Annotated in this window: 16 protein-coding genes; 3 read left to right on the top strand and 13 right to left on the bottom strand. The window is 70.7% G+C overall.

The window, feature by feature from the left end:
• Nucleotides 1-26: 26 nt before the first annotated feature.
• On the bottom strand, nucleotides 27-767 hold the full coding sequence (locus ABIC53_RS12280; protein ID WP_274179055.1) for an alpha/beta fold hydrolase: 741 nt from the start codon (nucleotides 765-767) through the stop codon (nucleotides 27-29).
• Nucleotides 768-840: 73 nt separating this feature from the next.
• Here ABIC53_RS12280 and ABIC53_RS12275 point away from each other — a divergent pair, with 73 nt between their 5' ends.
• Entirely contained in the window at nucleotides 841-1,542 is a 702-nt protein-coding gene (locus ABIC53_RS12275) for a helix-turn-helix transcriptional regulator (RefSeq protein WP_274179054.1), read from the top strand.
• Here ABIC53_RS12275 and ABIC53_RS12270 read toward each other — a convergent pair.
• Complete coding sequence (locus ABIC53_RS12270; RefSeq protein ID WP_274179053.1) at nucleotides 1,528-2,196, bottom strand: GntR family transcriptional regulator; 669 nt, start codon at nucleotides 2,194-2,196, stop codon at nucleotides 1,528-1,530. The genes ABIC53_RS12275 and ABIC53_RS12270 overlap by 15 nt on opposite strands.
• Before the next feature lie 109 nt (nucleotides 2,197-2,305).
• On the opposite strand from ABIC53_RS12270, the gene ABIC53_RS12265 reads away from it, so the two are divergent.
• Nucleotides 2,306-3,454 (top strand): mandelate racemase/muconate lactonizing enzyme family protein, encoded by a 1,149-nt coding sequence (locus ABIC53_RS12265; protein WP_274179052.1) that lies wholly within the window; start codon nucleotides 2,306-2,308, stop codon nucleotides 3,452-3,454.
• Between the two features lie 10 nt (nucleotides 3,455-3,464).
• Here ABIC53_RS12265 and ABIC53_RS12260 read toward each other — a convergent pair whose 3' ends face one another.
• The 9 genes from ABIC53_RS12260 to ABIC53_RS12220 all read right to left on the bottom strand — a co-directional run bounded on the left by ABIC53_RS12260 (nucleotide 3,465) and on the right by ABIC53_RS12220 (nucleotide 12,474).
• Nucleotides 3,465-4,127: an HAD family hydrolase gene (locus tag ABIC53_RS12260; protein WP_323986955.1), complete on the bottom strand. Its 663-nt coding sequence runs from the start codon at nucleotides 4,125-4,127 to the stop codon at nucleotides 3,465-3,467.
• 75 nt (nucleotides 4,128-4,202) lie between these two features.
• Complete coding sequence (locus ABIC53_RS12255) at nucleotides 4,203-6,146, bottom strand: YhgE/Pip domain-containing protein (RefSeq protein ID WP_274179050.1); 1,944 nt, start codon at nucleotides 6,144-6,146, stop codon at nucleotides 4,203-4,205.
• Entirely contained in the window at nucleotides 6,143-6,808 is a 666-nt protein-coding gene (locus ABIC53_RS12250; RefSeq protein WP_274179049.1) for a hypothetical protein, read from the bottom strand. The genes ABIC53_RS12255 and ABIC53_RS12250 overlap by 4 nt, the downstream gene beginning before the upstream one ends.
• Complete coding sequence (locus ABIC53_RS12245) at nucleotides 6,808-7,446, bottom strand: TetR/AcrR family transcriptional regulator (protein WP_112615629.1); 639 nt, start codon at nucleotides 7,444-7,446, stop codon at nucleotides 6,808-6,810. Before ABIC53_RS12245 ends, ABIC53_RS12250 begins: the two co-directional genes overlap by 1 nt.
• Before the next feature lie 58 nt (nucleotides 7,447-7,504).
• The gene (argG, locus tag ABIC53_RS12240; RefSeq protein WP_274179048.1) at nucleotides 7,505-8,938 is read right to left on the bottom strand and encodes an argininosuccinate synthase; all 1,434 of its coding nucleotides are present in this window, start codon (nucleotides 8,936-8,938) and stop codon (nucleotides 7,505-7,507) included.
• 24 nt (nucleotides 8,939-8,962) lie between these two features.
• Nucleotides 8,963-9,805, bottom strand: a complete 843-nt coding sequence (locus ABIC53_RS12235; RefSeq protein ID WP_274179047.1) for a MetQ/NlpA family ABC transporter substrate-binding protein — start codon at nucleotides 9,803-9,805, stop codon at nucleotides 8,963-8,965.
• A gap of 66 nt (nucleotides 9,806-9,871) precedes the next feature.
• The gene (locus ABIC53_RS12230; RefSeq protein ID WP_112615635.1) at nucleotides 9,872-10,615 is read right to left on the bottom strand and encodes a methionine ABC transporter permease; all 744 of its coding nucleotides are present in this window, start codon (nucleotides 10,613-10,615) and stop codon (nucleotides 9,872-9,874) included.
• Nucleotides 10,612-11,598, bottom strand: coding sequence for a methionine ABC transporter ATP-binding protein (locus ABIC53_RS12225; protein ID WP_274179046.1), 987 nt, complete (start codon nucleotides 11,596-11,598; stop codon nucleotides 10,612-10,614). Before ABIC53_RS12225 ends, ABIC53_RS12230 begins: the two co-directional genes overlap by 4 nt.
• A 207-nt stretch (nucleotides 11,599-11,805) precedes the next feature.
• A complete protein-coding gene (locus ABIC53_RS12220; protein WP_274179045.1) occupies nucleotides 11,806-12,474 on the bottom strand; it encodes a peptidylprolyl isomerase in 669 nt (222 codons plus the stop codon).
• Nucleotides 12,475-12,632: 158 nt separating this feature from the next.
• On the opposite strand from ABIC53_RS12220, the gene ABIC53_RS12215 reads away from it, so the two are divergent.
• Nucleotides 12,633-13,079, top strand: a complete 447-nt coding sequence (locus tag ABIC53_RS12215) for a hypothetical protein (protein ID WP_354451667.1) — start codon at nucleotides 12,633-12,635, stop codon at nucleotides 13,077-13,079.
• Here the strand turns inward: ABIC53_RS12215 and ABIC53_RS12210 are convergent.
• Together ABIC53_RS12210 and ABIC53_RS12205 are read right to left on the bottom strand one after the other, a co-directional pair.
• A complete protein-coding gene (locus ABIC53_RS12210) occupies nucleotides 13,024-13,710 on the bottom strand; it encodes a phosphatase PAP2 family protein (RefSeq protein ID WP_274179043.1) in 687 nt (228 codons plus the stop codon). The two genes, ABIC53_RS12215 and ABIC53_RS12210, sit on opposite strands and share 56 nt — an antisense overlap.
• Before the next feature lie 81 nt (nucleotides 13,711-13,791).
• Nucleotides 13,792-14,475: a hypothetical protein gene (locus ABIC53_RS12205; protein ID WP_114587483.1), complete on the bottom strand. Its 684-nt coding sequence runs from the start codon at nucleotides 14,473-14,475 to the stop codon at nucleotides 13,792-13,794.
• Nucleotides 14,476-14,611: the final 136 nt, after the last annotated feature.

Genomic DNA, 14,611 nt, shown 5'->3' with positions numbered 1-14,611 from the left:
GAGACTACCGGGATGCCGCGCGCTCGTCAGCAGCCTCGTGCGACCTCCGCCCGGATGATGTCGGCGAGCTCGCGCGGCCTGCTCCACATCGGCCAGTGGCCCGTGGGGAGGTCGACGACGTCGACGTCCCGAAGCCGGGTGACCTCGGCGAACATGGGATGACCGCTCTCGGCCATCCGCATGACCTGCTCGCCGGAGATCGAGCAGCACACCAGGGTGGTCGGCACGGCGTAGCGGGCGCCATCGGTGAGGATCACTGGTTCCCGCACCACGGGTGCCGGCTCGGCGACCGCCCGAGCTCGGAACCGCGCCAGGACCTCGGGCTCGATGCCGTCGAGGCTCGCCTGCTGTGCGAGCTCGTCGAAGGGCGGCAACGGCAGCTCCGAGACGGCCTCCGGGAGTCCCGGTGCGAACGCGGCACCGCTCGCCATCGGGCCCGAATCCACCCACACCACACGTCGGACGAGTTCCGGATGCCGGTCGAGGATGATGCTCACCGGGCCGTTGGCGCCGCTGTGGGCGACCAGGACGGCTGGATCGTCCCGCGACGCTCCGAGCTCGTCGAGCGTGTCGCGGATCGCGCCGACCTGATCTTCGAGCGTGCGCGTCGCGTGCTCGGGGTCGTCGGCGTCGAGGCCCGGCAGGGTGAGCGCTCGTGCACGCGCGTCGATGGGGGAGAGATGGGCGGCGACATCGTCCCACGCCCAGGCGCCCAGCCAGTGGCCGGGAACGAGGACGAGTGGGGGAGGCGTGAAGTGATCGGTCATGAGATCAGCATCCGTCGCGCGTTGGACAACAGTGTGTCATCATCTATGTCATGAATTCGCCGCGGCTTCGACGATGAAGCGCGCGGAGCGCCTGCACGCCCTCGCCGAGACGCTGCGGCGCAGCGGGACGCGCGGTGTGTCGGCCGAGCGTCTGGCACGTGAGTTCGAGGTCTCGGTCCGGACGATCAAGCGCGATCTCGATGCACTCGAACGCAGCGGTGCGCCGATCTGGTCGCGGCCCGGTCCGGGCGGCGGCTATGGGGTCGCCGCCGGGTCCTCGCTCCCGCCCGTCAGCCTGTCGCCCTCCCAGGCGGTGGCACTGATGGCGGCCGTCGCCGCTGCGCCGGATGCGCCCTATGCCGACCTCGCGTCGGCCGCGGTGCGCAAGATCGTCGACGTGCTCGACCCCCGGACGCGGGAGCGCGCGGTCGACCTCGCCGGACGCGTCTGGGTCGACGGGGCGCCCGCGGCTTCGCGAGCCGTCCGATCAGCGCTCGAGGAGGCGATGCTCGAGCAGCGCGTCGTCCGCATCCGCTACACAGCCGAGAGCGGAGCCACCACCACGCGCGACGTCGAGCCGGTGCTGTTCGCGTCGAACGGCGGTCGGTGGTACCTCATCGGATGGTGTCGACTGCGCGACGCGATGCGGTGGTTCGCGGTCGATCGCGTCGAGCGGGCGCACGTCACGGCGGCGGAGTGCGAGGGCCACAGCGTCGCCGAGGTCGGGCAGCCGCCGGAGCACGCCCGACCGGTCAGCGGATCACGAACGGAGTGAGTCCGCGGGGTCGCCGAAGTGCGTGCGGATGTGCTCGCTGATGACGCGCCGGCCCTCGTCCTGGTCGCCGGCGCGCAGGGCATCGAGCAGTGCGCGGTGCTGCGCTCCCACGGCGTGCGGGTCGCTGTAGTACGACGCGTCGCGTCGGAAGTAGGCGCGCACGCGGGGCTGGATCGTCCGCCAGATCTGCAGGCAGTGCTGCTGGCCGGAGAGGATCACGATCGCTTCGTGGAACCGGGCGTCCTCGTCGGCGAGCCTCCCCAGGTCGCCGGCCGACGCCGCATCGTCCATGCTCTCGATGATGGTTGCCAGCATTGCGACATCCTCATCCGTGCACACCTCCATCGCCTTCGCGAAGGCGAAGCGCTCGAGGGCGAGGCGGACGGGGACGAGGACGTTCTCGATCTCCTCCTGCGAGACGCCCAGCACCTCGGTGCCGCGGTACGGGTAGGAGACCACGAGCCCCTCCTGCTCCAGCTGCCGGAGTGCTTCGCGGATGGGTGCGCGACTGGTCCCGAGCTGACTCGCGAGCTCGAGCTCGGTGAGCTTATGGCCGGGTGCCAGATCGCCCGAGGTGATGGCCTCTCGCAGCACGTCGGCGACCTGCTGACGACGGGAAGCGGTCGGGATCGGCGGAAGCGGGGAGGAGGTCACTCCGCCACCGTAGCAATCCGACGGTCGTTGTCGACAATGACCCGATCATGTCGGTACGGTAGTTGTCGACAATCGACAACGCGGTTCCCGTGTGAGGAAGGCGGATCAGATGAAGATCACCGAGATCAAGATGTGCGGACTGCGTGGTGCGACCCCGGAGGGCGGATGGACGCACGAGCACGGCCCCGACGACGTCATCCACACCCTGATCGCGGTGCACACCGACGAGGGCGTGATCGGCGTCGGCAGCTGCTACTCGAGCGAGGCCCTCGTCGGGGCTGCGCTCGAGCTCCTGACCCCGCTCGCCATCGGCGCGGACCCGCGCGAGCCCGAGCGCGTGAGCCAGACGCTGGCGGCCCATACCTTCTGGATGGGGAGAGGGGGCGCGGTCGCGCACGCCATCAGCGGGATCGACATCGCCCTGTGGGACATCCTGGGGCAGACGGCGGGACTTCCGGTGGGGATGCTGCTCGGGGGCGTCTACCGGTCGCGCGTACGACCGTATGCGTCGCTGCTGATCGAGGATCCTGCTCCGCTGCGCGACACGCTCCACGAGATCGCGGCCGACGGTTTCACCGCGTTCAAGATCGGGTGGGGCGGTTTCGGACGCCGCGACAGCCGATACGACGAGGATGTCGTCGCCACGGCGCGCGACGCGATCGGGCCGGATGCCCTGCTCGCCGTCGACGCCGGCGGATCGGATGGATTCTGGGCGGGCCGATCGGCGTGGGCGATCCGCACCTCGATGATGCTCGCCGATCACGACGTCGCGTGGTTCGAGGAGGCATTGGCGCCCGACGACATCGAGGGGTATGCCGCTCTGCGTGCCCGAGCCGGTGTACCGATCGCCGGCGGCGAGGTGCTGACCCGGCGCCAGGACTTCGCGAGATGCCTGCGGGCCGGGGCCTTCGACATCGTGCAGCCCGATACGACGAAGAGCGGCGGGCTCACCGAGTCACGCCGCGTCGCTTGGCTGGCCGAGGAGTTCGGGGTGCAGCTCATCCCGCACGGGTGGAACACAGCGATCGGGCTGAGCGCGGATCTGCATCTCGCGTCCGCCGTCGCCGGCACCGACCTCGTGGAGTACCGCACGGGCTCTGCTTATATCGACGGGCTGCTGGAGACGCCTCCCGAGCTCGACGCCGACGGCATGCTCGCCGTGCCCGAGGGGCCGGGGCTCGGCATCCGTCTCTCGCAGGAAGCCCTCGACCGATGGGGCACACGGCCCGATCTGCTTCGGCCGAGCGTGAGCCGGTGAGCGCCGCGGGTCAGCGAATGGCCACGTCGAGGATGAGCGTGCGCATGCCCGCGCGCGAGGCGGCCAGCGCGCCGACGGTGCTGTCTTCGATCGCGAGACACCGGTCGGCTGGAGCCGCGACGAGCGACGCGGCTCGACGGTAGAGGTCGGGGTGAGGCTTGGGGCGGTCTTGCGTTGTCCATCCCACCAGCGTCACTCCTGCCAGCAGGGGCAGCGCGCAGGAGACGGTGTATTGCAGCCGCTCCTGCGCGCTGTTGCTGACGATCGCGACGGGAATGTTCGCGCGGACGAGTTCGCGGGCGAGGCGGTAGGTCGGCTCGATGGGCTGCAGGCTCTCGTCGAAGGCTGTGCGCAGGCGCCGCCAGTACTCGGCATAGACGACCTCGGTCGGGGGCAGTGCGGGATTCGTGGTCCGCAGTGCCTCGAGGCGCTGCTCGAAGCTGAGGCCCTCCGCGTCGGCTCCCGGGGCTGCCACCACGCCCAGGTCGTCGGCGAGAGCGCCCCAGACGCGGTGGCCGATGGGCTCGGAGTCGACGAGGGTGCCGTCGCAGTCGAACATCACCGCGTCGATGTCCTGCCGTCGGACGCGACCGATCACGGCAGCGCCGAGGTCGTCGACGTGGATCCGCTCGGGGGCCATCGGGTCAGGTGCTCCGTCGGTGTCGACGTCCATCGTTCCACCACTCCTCGCTCGCGTGTCGATTGTCGACATCCAGCCAAGAGTAGCCGCCGTGGCCGGCCGCCCCGGTCAGCCGATGAGGCTCGGCTGCAGGTCGCGCAGCGTGCGGCCGTGCGTCATCCGGGCCACGCCGATCGCGGCGAGGATGAGTGCTCCGGCCATCCATGTGAACAGCACCGCGAGGTCGAGGCTGACCCGGCTCAGGTCGCCCCCGTACATCCACTGCCGCATGCCGTCGACGACGTACCCCATCGGCAGAACATGGTGCAGTGCGGCGAGCGGTGCCGGGAGGGTCTGCCAGGGGAAGGTCCCGCCCGCGGTGACGAGCTGCAGCACCATCAGCACGAGTCCGATGAACTGACCGACGGATCCCAGCCACACGTTGAGCGCCAGGATGATCGCGGCGTACGTGAACGACGCGGTGATCAGCATCCCGAGGGTGCCGACCGGACTCGAGAAGTTGAATCCGAGCGCGATCGACAGCACCCCGAAGAGGACGATCATGCCGATTCCGCCGAGCATCGCCGGAGTGAGCCAGCCGGCGAGGGTTACGCGGAGGGGTGAACGCAGCGCGGTCACCGCCCGGCGCGATACCGGCTTCACGATGAGGAAGAGGGCGTAGATGCCGATCCATCCCGCGAGGGCGGCGAAGAAGGGCGCCAGGCCGGCACCGTAATCACCGGCCTTCGCGAGGTTGCCGGAGTCGACCGCCACCGGGTCGGCGATCGTCTGCGCCTGCTGCTCGCGCAGCTCGGGAGTAGAGACGGGCAGCTGGGCCACGCCGGAGCTCAGCCCGTCGCGCAGGGTGACGAGCCCGCCGTCGAGCGTCCCGAGTCCCGAGGCGAGCTGTCGGGCGCCCTCGTCGAGCTGAGCGGCGCCGGTCGCGGCCTCGTCCGTCGCCGAGGCGAGCTGGCCGGCACCCGACGACACGGATGCCGCACCGTCGGCGGCCTGCGCAGCACCGGTGGCGAGCTGTGCGGCGCCCGAGCTGACCTGGGCCGCCCCCGCGGCGAGGCGGTCGATCTGACCCGTCGCCTCGTCGACGCGCGTCGCGCCCGACTGCAGACGGTCGCCGATGGGATCGAGGCGGGCGAGGACCTCCGCGATCTGCGTCTGATCGAGACCTCCGTCGGCGAGCAGCGCGGCGATGTCTGTGCGCACCTGCGGCAGCTGACCCGCCGCATCGTCGACGGCTGCGCGAACGCGGTCGGCGTAGCCCGCGAGCTCGGCCGTGCCGTCGGAGACCTGGGCTGCGCCGGACGCCAGGTCTGACGAGCCCTGAGCCAGCGTGCGGGTGCCGTCGGCGAGCTGCGACGCGCCGCCGGCGAGCTGGTTCGCACCGTCGCGCAGCTGCACGGCACCGCTCGACAGCCGCCCGGTTCCGTCGGCGAGCTGGTTGGCGCCGTCGAGCGCCTGCCCCGCCCCGTCGACGAGCTGGTTCGCCCCGTCGGTGGCGTTCTGCAACTGCACGCGGATGTCGGCGATGCCCGTGAGCAGCCGCGATGCCGCCTCCCGTCCGACGAGTTCGGCGACGGAGGAGCGGATCCGCTCGACCGCCTGCGAGCCGATCGACGAAGCGAGGTAGTTGTTCGCGTCATTGGTGGCGAGCACGAGCGTCGCCTGGCGGGGCTCGTCGCCTGCGGCGCTGGTCAGGGCGAGCGAGAAGTCCTCGGGGATGGTCACCGAGAAGTCGACATCGCCGGTACGCAGCGCCTCCTGAGCCTCGGCGGCGGTCATGTCCTTCCAGCCGAAGGCCCGGCCCTCGACGAGCTTGTCGGTGACGTCGGACCCGTAGTTGACCGTGCCGTTGCCGTCGCTCTTGGGCGCCCCCGAGTCGAGGTCGACGAGCGCTACCGGGATGTCGGCGAACTTCCCGTACGGGTCCTGGTTTGCCCACAGGTACAGGCCGCCGTAGAGGACGGGGACGAGCATGAGCGCGATGAGCGCGACCACCGACATCCGGGTGGCCGTCAGCCGTCGCAGTTCGGCGGTGATGAGGGCGGGGATCTTCATCGGGAGGCCTTCGGACGGGTGCCGCGCAGCCGGATGCCGCTGGGCACCAGGCGTCGATGCGGCGCGAGGGGATCGGTTTCGGTGAGGAGCGTCGCAGCGGCCTGGCCGGCGATCACGAGCACCGCGAGGCCGCGTCCCGCGAACTCCCGGGCGAGGGTCCACCAGTCGTGCGGATCGCCGCCGTGGCGGTCGGGGGAGACGAGCACGATGCCCTCGACGCCCGGCCGCAGGACCGCGAGCTCGAGCAGCATCCGGATGCGGTCGGTCGCGGGCACGTCCCCGATGGGGACGCGCGAGTACGAGCGCAGATCGTGCTCGTCGAGCCACCGCCGCGCGGAGATCGGGTCGGCGAGGCGGCCCGCGAACATCAGCTCCTCGCTGACGACGCCGACCGTGGAGATGTTCGGGGGCGGGTCGCTCACGTCCGGCGCGTCGATCAGTGCGGTCTTGTGCCGCAGCGTGCGCGAGGCGCGGGCGCCGTCGAGCAGGACGGTGCCGCCGTCGGGCCGCATCCGTCCGCTCGCGATGAGGCCCAGGACGGTCGGGCGCTGCTCCGTCTCGGCGATCGCGAGGGTGGCACGGCCGGTGCGGAACGACAGGGTCGTGGGCGGCAGAGCGAGGTCTTTGCGGCCCTTCGCCACGACACGCAGCTCGACGCGCATCAGGAGACCGCCCCCACGACATCGGGGTGCGAGTCGATGAGTGCGGCGGCGTCGCGCCACGAGAGCCCCGCGATCGAGAGGACCGCGCGCACGACGAGCGACCGCGCCTCGGGTGAGGACGCGTCGAGCCGGACGATGACGGTGCGCGCGGTCTCCTCGATGAGACGAGCGAGAGTCGGCGCGGCGACATCCGTCCGCAGCGCGCCCTCGTCCTGCCCGCGGCGCACCAGGTTCATCAGTGCGCGACGAAGCGGGGCGAGCGCGGCGGCGGAGTCTTCGACGTGCCGCTCATCGAGGGCGACGGCGGCGGCCACCTGCACGTGGGATGCCTCGCCCCAGAGCCGACCGGTCAGGCGGGCCAGCGCGACCGGAACCGGCTCGGTGTCGAGTCGCAGCTCGGGGTCTGTGGCGATGGCGTTGAAACGCTGGGCGCCCGACGCGACGAGCTCGCGCACGAGCGCGTCACGGTCGTCGAAGTGACCGTAGAGGGCGCGGCGGCTGAGCCCGGCGGCGCGGGCGATCGCGTCGACGGACGCGCTCGGGTCGAGCGCGAGCGTGCGCGCGGCGGCGGAGAGCAGGCCGGCGCGATTGGCGGCGGCATCCTTCCGCGGACGACGGGGGGAGACGGTGTCGGTCACCCGTCGATGATACGAACCTGCACACACATGTGCAAGTTATAAGAACGCGTGCTGCGGGTCAGTCGGCGCCGAAGTCGAACGACGCGGACTCGCCCGCGGCATCCACCCGCTCGGCGAGATCCTGATCGGTCGATTCGACGTTGCCGGTGATCTCGGCCGCGCCGCCCCGCTCGAGGTCGCCGACGAGCTCGGCCGTCGGGCCGCCGATGAGGCCGATGCCCGCGTAGTGCTCCAGGCGCGAGCGCGAGTCGGCGATGTCGAGGTTGCGCATCGTGAGCTGACCGATGCGGTCGGTGGGACCGAAGGCCGAGTCGCCGACGCGCTCCATCGAGAGCTTCTCGGGCGAGTACGACAGGTTGCGGCTCTCGGTGTTCAGGATCGTGTAGTCCTCGCCGCGGCGCAGGCGCAGCGCTACCGTTCCACTGATCGCGGAGCCCACCCAGCGCTGGATCGACTCACGCAGCATGAACGACTGCGGCTCGAGCCAGCGGCCCTCGTACATCAGGCGCCCGAGGCGGCGACCCTGCTCGTGGTAGGTCGCGAGGGTGTCCTCGTTCAGGATGCCGTTGACGAGGCGCTCGTACGCGACGAACAGCAGCGCCATGCCCGGCGCCTCGTAGATGCCGCGGCTCTTGGCCTCGATGATGCGGTTCTCGATCTGGTCGCTCATACCGAGACCGTGGCGGCCGCCAATCGCGTTCGCCTCCATGACGAGCTGGACGATGTCGGAGTACTCGACGCCGTTGATGGCGACGGGGCGGCCCGCTTCGAACGTGACCGAGACGTCCTCGGTCTCGATCTCGACCGCAGGATCCCAGAAGCGCACGCCCATGATGGGCTCGACGATCTCGAGCGAGACGTCGAGGTGCTCGAGGGTCTTGGCCTCGTGGGTCGCGCCCCAGATGTTGGCGTCGGTCGAGTAGGCCTTCTCGACGGAGTCGCGGTACGGGAACCCGTGCGCGACGAGCCACTCGCTCATCTCGGTGCGGCCGCCCAGCTCGGTGACGAAGTCGGCGTCGAGCCACGGCTTGTAGATGCGCAGGGCAGGGTTTGCGAGCAGGCCGTAGCGGTAGAACCGCTCGATGTCGTTGCCCTTGTAGGTGGAGCCGTCGCCCCAGATGTCGACGCCGTCCTCCTTCATGGCGCGCACGAGCATCGTTCCGGTGACGGCACGGCCGATCGGCGTGGTGTTGAAGTAGGTGCGGCCGGCCGAGCGGATGTGGAAGGCGCCGCACGAAAGGGCGACGAGGCCCTCCTCGACCATCATCGGCTTGCAGTCGATGAGTCGCGAGCCCTCCGCGCCGTACTGCAGCGCGCGGCCGGGAATCGAGGCGATGTCGTCCTCGTCGTACTGGCCGAGGTCGCCGGTGTAGGTGAACGGGACGGCGCCCTTGTCGCGCATCCACGCGACCGCGACGGAGGTGTCGAGACCCCCCGAGAAGGCGATGCCGACGCGTTCGCCGACGGGCAGGGACTGGAGGACCTTCGACATGGGGACAATCCTACTGAGCGGGGGTCAGTCCTTCGTGACGGGGACGACCAGGCCGCCCCAGGTCTCGTTCTCGAAGTCGGCGACCTCCGACGAGGTCAGCAGGTCGTAGAGCGCGACGATGCGGGGGTCGTCCTTCAGGTCTGGACGCGTCGCGAGCACGTTGTAGTACGGGCTGCCCTCGCCCTCGGTGAGGATCGCCTGGTCGGCGGTGAGGCCCGCCGGAAGCGCGAAGCTGATCGTGACGAAGGCGGCGTCGACGTCGGGCACGGCCTGGGGCAGCGTCGCGTTCTCGATCTCCTGGAACCGGAAGTCGCGCGGGTTGTCGGTGATCCCGGTGAGGTCGGCGACGTCGTCGGAGACCTCGATCAGGCCCTCCTGCGCGAGGAGCTTGAGCGCGCGCCCCTCGTTCGTCGGGTCGTTCGGAATGGCGATCGTCGCGCCGTCCTTCAGGTCGTCGAGGCTGTCGACCTTGCTCGAGTAGAACGCGGCCGAGGGCAGGTACGCCTCGCCGACGCTGATGAGATCCGACCCGGTGTTGGTGTTGAAGTTCTCGAGGAAAGTCGAGTTCTGGAACAGGTTCGCGTCGATCGAGCCGTCGACGAGCGCGGTGTTGGGGGTGTTGTAGTCGGTGAAGGGCACGAACTCGATCGTGAGTCCCAGCTCGGCCGCGCCGTTCTCGGCGATGTGGTTCAGGATGTCGCCGGCGGGCGTCTGCAGTGCGCCGACCTTGAGGGTGCCGAGGCCGTCGCCGTCGGCGCCGCCCGACTCGGATGCCGGCGAGCCGGCGCATCCGGCGAGCAGGAGGGCCGCCGCGGCGACGGCGGCGAGGAGGAGCGGGGTGCGGGCGGTGCGGGCCGTGCGGGACATGGAGGGTTCCTCTCGGGATGACGGTGCGGTCGGGCGGTGCGTGGCTGGAGGGGCGGTGCGGGGGCGTCAGGCTGTGCCGCGGGCGTCGGCCCGCTGCATCCGTGCGCTCGGGGCGGCGGTGCGGCCGCGGGGCGAGCGGCGGGCGAGGCGCCGGGCGCCCCAGCTCGCCAGGCCCTGCAGCACCATGACGATCGCGAAGATCACGACGATGACGCTGACGATGTGGATCCAGCTGTACTGCTGGTAGCCGTAGCGGATCGCGACGTCGCCGAGACCGCCACCGGCGACGGTGCCCACCATCGCCGAGAAGTTGATGATCGAGGTGACGGTCGTCGAGAGGCCGAGCAGCATCGCGGGCGCGGCCTCGGGCAGCAGCACCTTCGTCACGAGCTGCCAGCGGCTCGCGCCCAGCGATGCGGCGACCTCGAGCAGGCCGTCATCGACTTCCTTGATCGCGATCTCGACCATGCGGGCGAAGAACGGAATGGCCACGACCGACAGGGGCACGATCGCCGCGGTCGGTCCGATGAAGGTGCCGACGATGAGCCGGGTGAAGGGGATCAGCGCGACCATCAGGATGATGAACGGCACCGACCGGCCGAGGTTGACGATGAAGTCGAGCACACGGTTGATGACGATGCCGACGCGGCGCGAGCCGAAGGGGGTCGCGAGGAAGCGCCCCTGCTCGGTGCCGACGAGCACGACGCCGAGCGGGAGGCCGACGACGATCGTCGCCAGCAGCGCGACGCCCACCATGTAGAGCGTCTGGCCGGTGGCGACCAGCAGCAGATTGAGCAGTTGCTCGTTCACGCGGCATCCCCTCCCTGCAGGACGTCGACGATGAGACCCTGGCCGCGCAGGTCGGCGATGACGGCGGATGCCGCGGCCGCGGGCACCTCGAGACGGGTGCGGCCGGCCTGCGTGCCGGCGATCTGCTCGACGAGGGCGCCGAGCAGCGACACGTCGACGTCGTGGTCGCGGGCGATCCGCGCGATGACGGGACGGTCGGCCGTGCCGCCGGCGAACGTGATGTCGATGACCGTCGCGCTCGGGTCGGCTCCCGCGGGGATCGGCCCCAGCGGGAAGAGCTGCGAGGTCAGGCGCGAGCCCGGCGTGCGGATGACGTCGGTGAGGCGACCGCTCTCGACGACGCGGCCGTGCTCGATGAGCGCCGCCGAGTGGCACGTCGACTTCACGACATCCATCTCGTGCGTGATGAGGAGCACGGTGAGTCCGAGCTCGGCGTTGATGCGCCGGTAGAGGTCGAGGATCGAGGTCGTGGTCTCGGGGTCGAGGGCACTCGTCGCCTCGTCGGAGAGCAGCACGCTCGGGCCGCTCGCGAGGGCGCGGGCGATGCCGACGCGCTGCTGCTGCCCGCCCGACAGCTCGTGCACGCCGGCGTCTCCCCGGTGACCGAGGCCGACGAGGTCGAGCATCTCCTGCGCGCGGTCGCGCCGCCGGACCCGGGGGCTGCCGTCGAGTTCGAGGGCGAGCTCGACGTTGCCGCGCACCGAGCGGCTGCCGAGGAGGTTGAACCGCTGGAACACCATCCCGATGCGACGGCGTGCCGCGCGCAGGCTGTTCGCGTCGAGGGCGGTCAGATCCACCCCGTCGACGACCACTCGGCCTGTATCCGGCCGCTCGATGAGGTTGACCATGCGGGCGACGGTGCTCTTGCCGGCGCCGGACTGGCCGACGATGCCGTAGATCTCCCCGGAAGGGATCTGCAGCGAGACGTCGTCGACGGCGGTCAATCCGCCGTACGTCTTCGATACGTGCTCGAGCGCGATCACGGTCGGGCCTTTCGGAGGTCTGCGCCGTCGGGTCGCCGGCGTAACCCCGAGTTTCCCGTCCTTCACGTGTCGCACCGAATTCCCGTTACCCCAAATGTCGCCGTCCCTTGCCGACGCGCGAGAACGCACCGTCGCCGCGAGCGCGTACCCCGCACGGTGCGTTTTCGCCGAGAGGGTGCGTTCTCGGCGGGCCGGCGCCCCCCGGGCTCAGCCCAGCGAGACACCGGTGATCGTCACCGGGGTGGCGGGGGCGCCGTCGGGGGCACCGCCCTCGGCGCCGGCGGCAGCGACATCGCGCACGATGGCGAGGCCCGCTTCGTCGAGCGTGCCGAAGACGGTGTACTTCGCGGGCAGCGGGGTGTCCTCGTACACGAGGAAGAACTGCGAGCCGTTCGTGTTCGGGCCGGCGTTGGCCATCGCGACCGTTCCGGCCGGGTAGGTCTCACTGCCGTCGAGCTCGTCGGCGTAGTTGTATCCGGGGCCGCCGCGTCCGGTTCCCGACGGGTCGCCGCACTGCAGCACGAAGATGCCCGAGGTGGTGAGGCGGTGGCAGGGCGAGTCGTTGTAGTAGCCCTGCTCCCCGAGCGAGACGAAGCTGCCGACCGTGCACGGCGTGCGGTCGGCGTCGAGGGTCATGGGGATGTCGCCGGCCGACGTCTGCAGCACGGCCGAGACCTGGCCCGTCACCTCGGACTCGGCCGGCGGGAGCTCGACGTCGCGCACGCCGCCGGGAGCCTCGACGTAGGCGCAGGCGCCCTCCGGAACGGTCTCGGCGGTCGGCATGGTGTCGGGCTCGGCGGGCGTGGGCGACGATGCGCATCCGGCGAGAGCGAGAGCCGACAGGACGAGAAGGGCGGAACCGAGACGAGCACGCATGTTCAGAGCCTACGGTCTCGGATGCCGCCGGTCGGGTACCCGGATCGACGCGGTTCGCTGTCGCGAGCGAAGCCGGATGCCGGAACCTGGTCAGCACGCGCCGCGAGTGGCACGATCGGACCGTGATGCCCGCGCCGCGGGCCGCGGAAGGGGTGGCGATGGCTGACAGCACGGCGGGCGGTGCCGGGTTCTCCGACGAGGAGAAGGCGGCGATGAAGCAGCGGGCCGAGGAGCTCCGCTCGACGAAGGGTCTGAAGGGCGCCGCGAAGCTCGCGAAGGAGCTCGAGGCCTGCGTGGACGCGATCGACGCGCTCGAGGGGATCGACGGCGAGGTCGCCCGCATGGTCCACCGGATCGTTTCGGAGGAGGCATCCGACCTCGACCCGAAGACGTTCTACGGGTTCCCGGCCTATGCGCGCGCCGGGAAGGTCGTGATCTTCGTGCAGCCGAAGTCGAAGTTCGACACCCGCTACCCGACGCTCAACTTCGACGAGACGGCGACGCTCGACGACGGGTCGATGTGGCCGACGTCGTTCGCGATCGTCGAGGTCACTCCCCAGGTCGAGAGTCGCGTGCGGGAGCTGGTTCGCGCCGCCGTCGACTGATCTCCGGCGCCGACCGCATCGTCCGGGGTTCTCGCGTGACGGCGACCGCGACGATCGTCAGCAGCGCCGGCACAGCGAGACCCAGCAGAGCGCCGGCGGCGACATCGTGCAGGTAGTGCGCGCCCTCGAAGAGTCGACCCGAAAACACGATGAGCGCTGCGCCCACGGCCGCCCACGTCGCCCACGTCCGGCGCGCCGCGGTGGCGATGACCCAGACCGCGCCCATCGCGAGGACGGCGTGGTTCGAGGGGAAGGAGTAGTCGGTGGCGTCGCAGGCCGACAGCGCTGCCCAGCGGGTGCACGGGCGTGCCTGCATGAGGGCCACTTTGACCATCTCGCTGGTCGCGTAGGCGATGACGACTCCGCCCGCTGCGGCGATGGAGAGGATGCGGTGCCGTGACCCGCCTCGCAGCGCGACGGCCAACGCGACGACCGTGCCGACGGCGAGCAGCGACAGGAACACGTCCGAGAGGTACGCGGTCGCCGGAAGCGCGAGGCCCGCGGTCATCGCCCCGCGTGTCGCCAGGACGCTGAGACTGACGCCCCACCAGGGGATGAGCAGTGCGGCCGCCGCGATGACGGCGACAGCGGACACGGGGAGTATCGACGATCGGGGGATGGCGGTGCTCACCCCAGCAACGCTAGGAAGCGCGCGGCCGCGCGGCATCCGCTCTCAGGCGCGCGCGCATCCTCCCCGAGGTGTATTCCTCGTTCAGGAGAGCAGCGCCTCTGCCCGCAGGGTCAGTGCGATCGCGACGAGTGTCGACAGCAGGCCCGAGGCGAGGAGCAGACCCGGATGCGCGAGGCCGATCACGATCTGACGTGTGCGCGGCGCGTCGGCGAGGAAGTGCTCCGGGATGCGGTGGCGCGTGGGCACGGCCGACCACCCGCGCAGTCGCACCAGGTAGCTCGCGTAGCGGATGATCAGCACGCAGTAGAGCAGCACGGTGACCGGAGGCACGATGCGGGCGAAGAGGTCACCGGCGGCGATCCAGGCCGTCTCGATGTCGGTGCCGCTCTCGTCGGCGAGCTGCACCGCGATCGCGCCGCCGATCACGACCGAGCCCAGCCAGAACACGAAGGCGCTGAAGAGCGCGAGGAACCGCGCGAAGAAATGGGTCAGGATCGACGGCTCGTACTCCAAGTGCGACCTCGGCGTCTGCGACAGGACGATGAGTGTCGCCACGAGCGGGGGCAGTGCTGCTGTGAGGGTGAGGGTCGCGCGCAGCCAGTGCGGGCCGCCGAGCAGATCGCAGATGACGAGCAGGGCGACCACGGTGATCATCCACAGCAGGCCGAGGGCCGTGGGGTGGGAGGTCACGAAGGAGGGATGATGCTCCTCGAGGCGGGCGCTGGCGCGTTCGACGAGCCGTCGTCCCCGATCGTTCGTCGTCACGGGTGGATGCTATCGCCGGTGACCGGCCGGTGTGCAGGGAGTAGCCTGGACGCGTGAGTACCGTCCGTCTGCCGATGCCCTCTGGGCGTGAGGGGGTCTCCGGCGCGCTCAGCGCCGGTGGCACAGGCGCGGCATC

Origin of the sequence: Microbacterium sp. 1262 (genome assembly GCF_040544895.1) — a bacterium.
GTDB classification, from domain to species: domain Bacteria; phylum Actinomycetota; class Actinomycetes; order Actinomycetales; family Microbacteriaceae; genus Microbacterium; species Microbacterium plantarum.
This window is presented reverse-complemented; position numbering and strand designations above follow the sequence as displayed.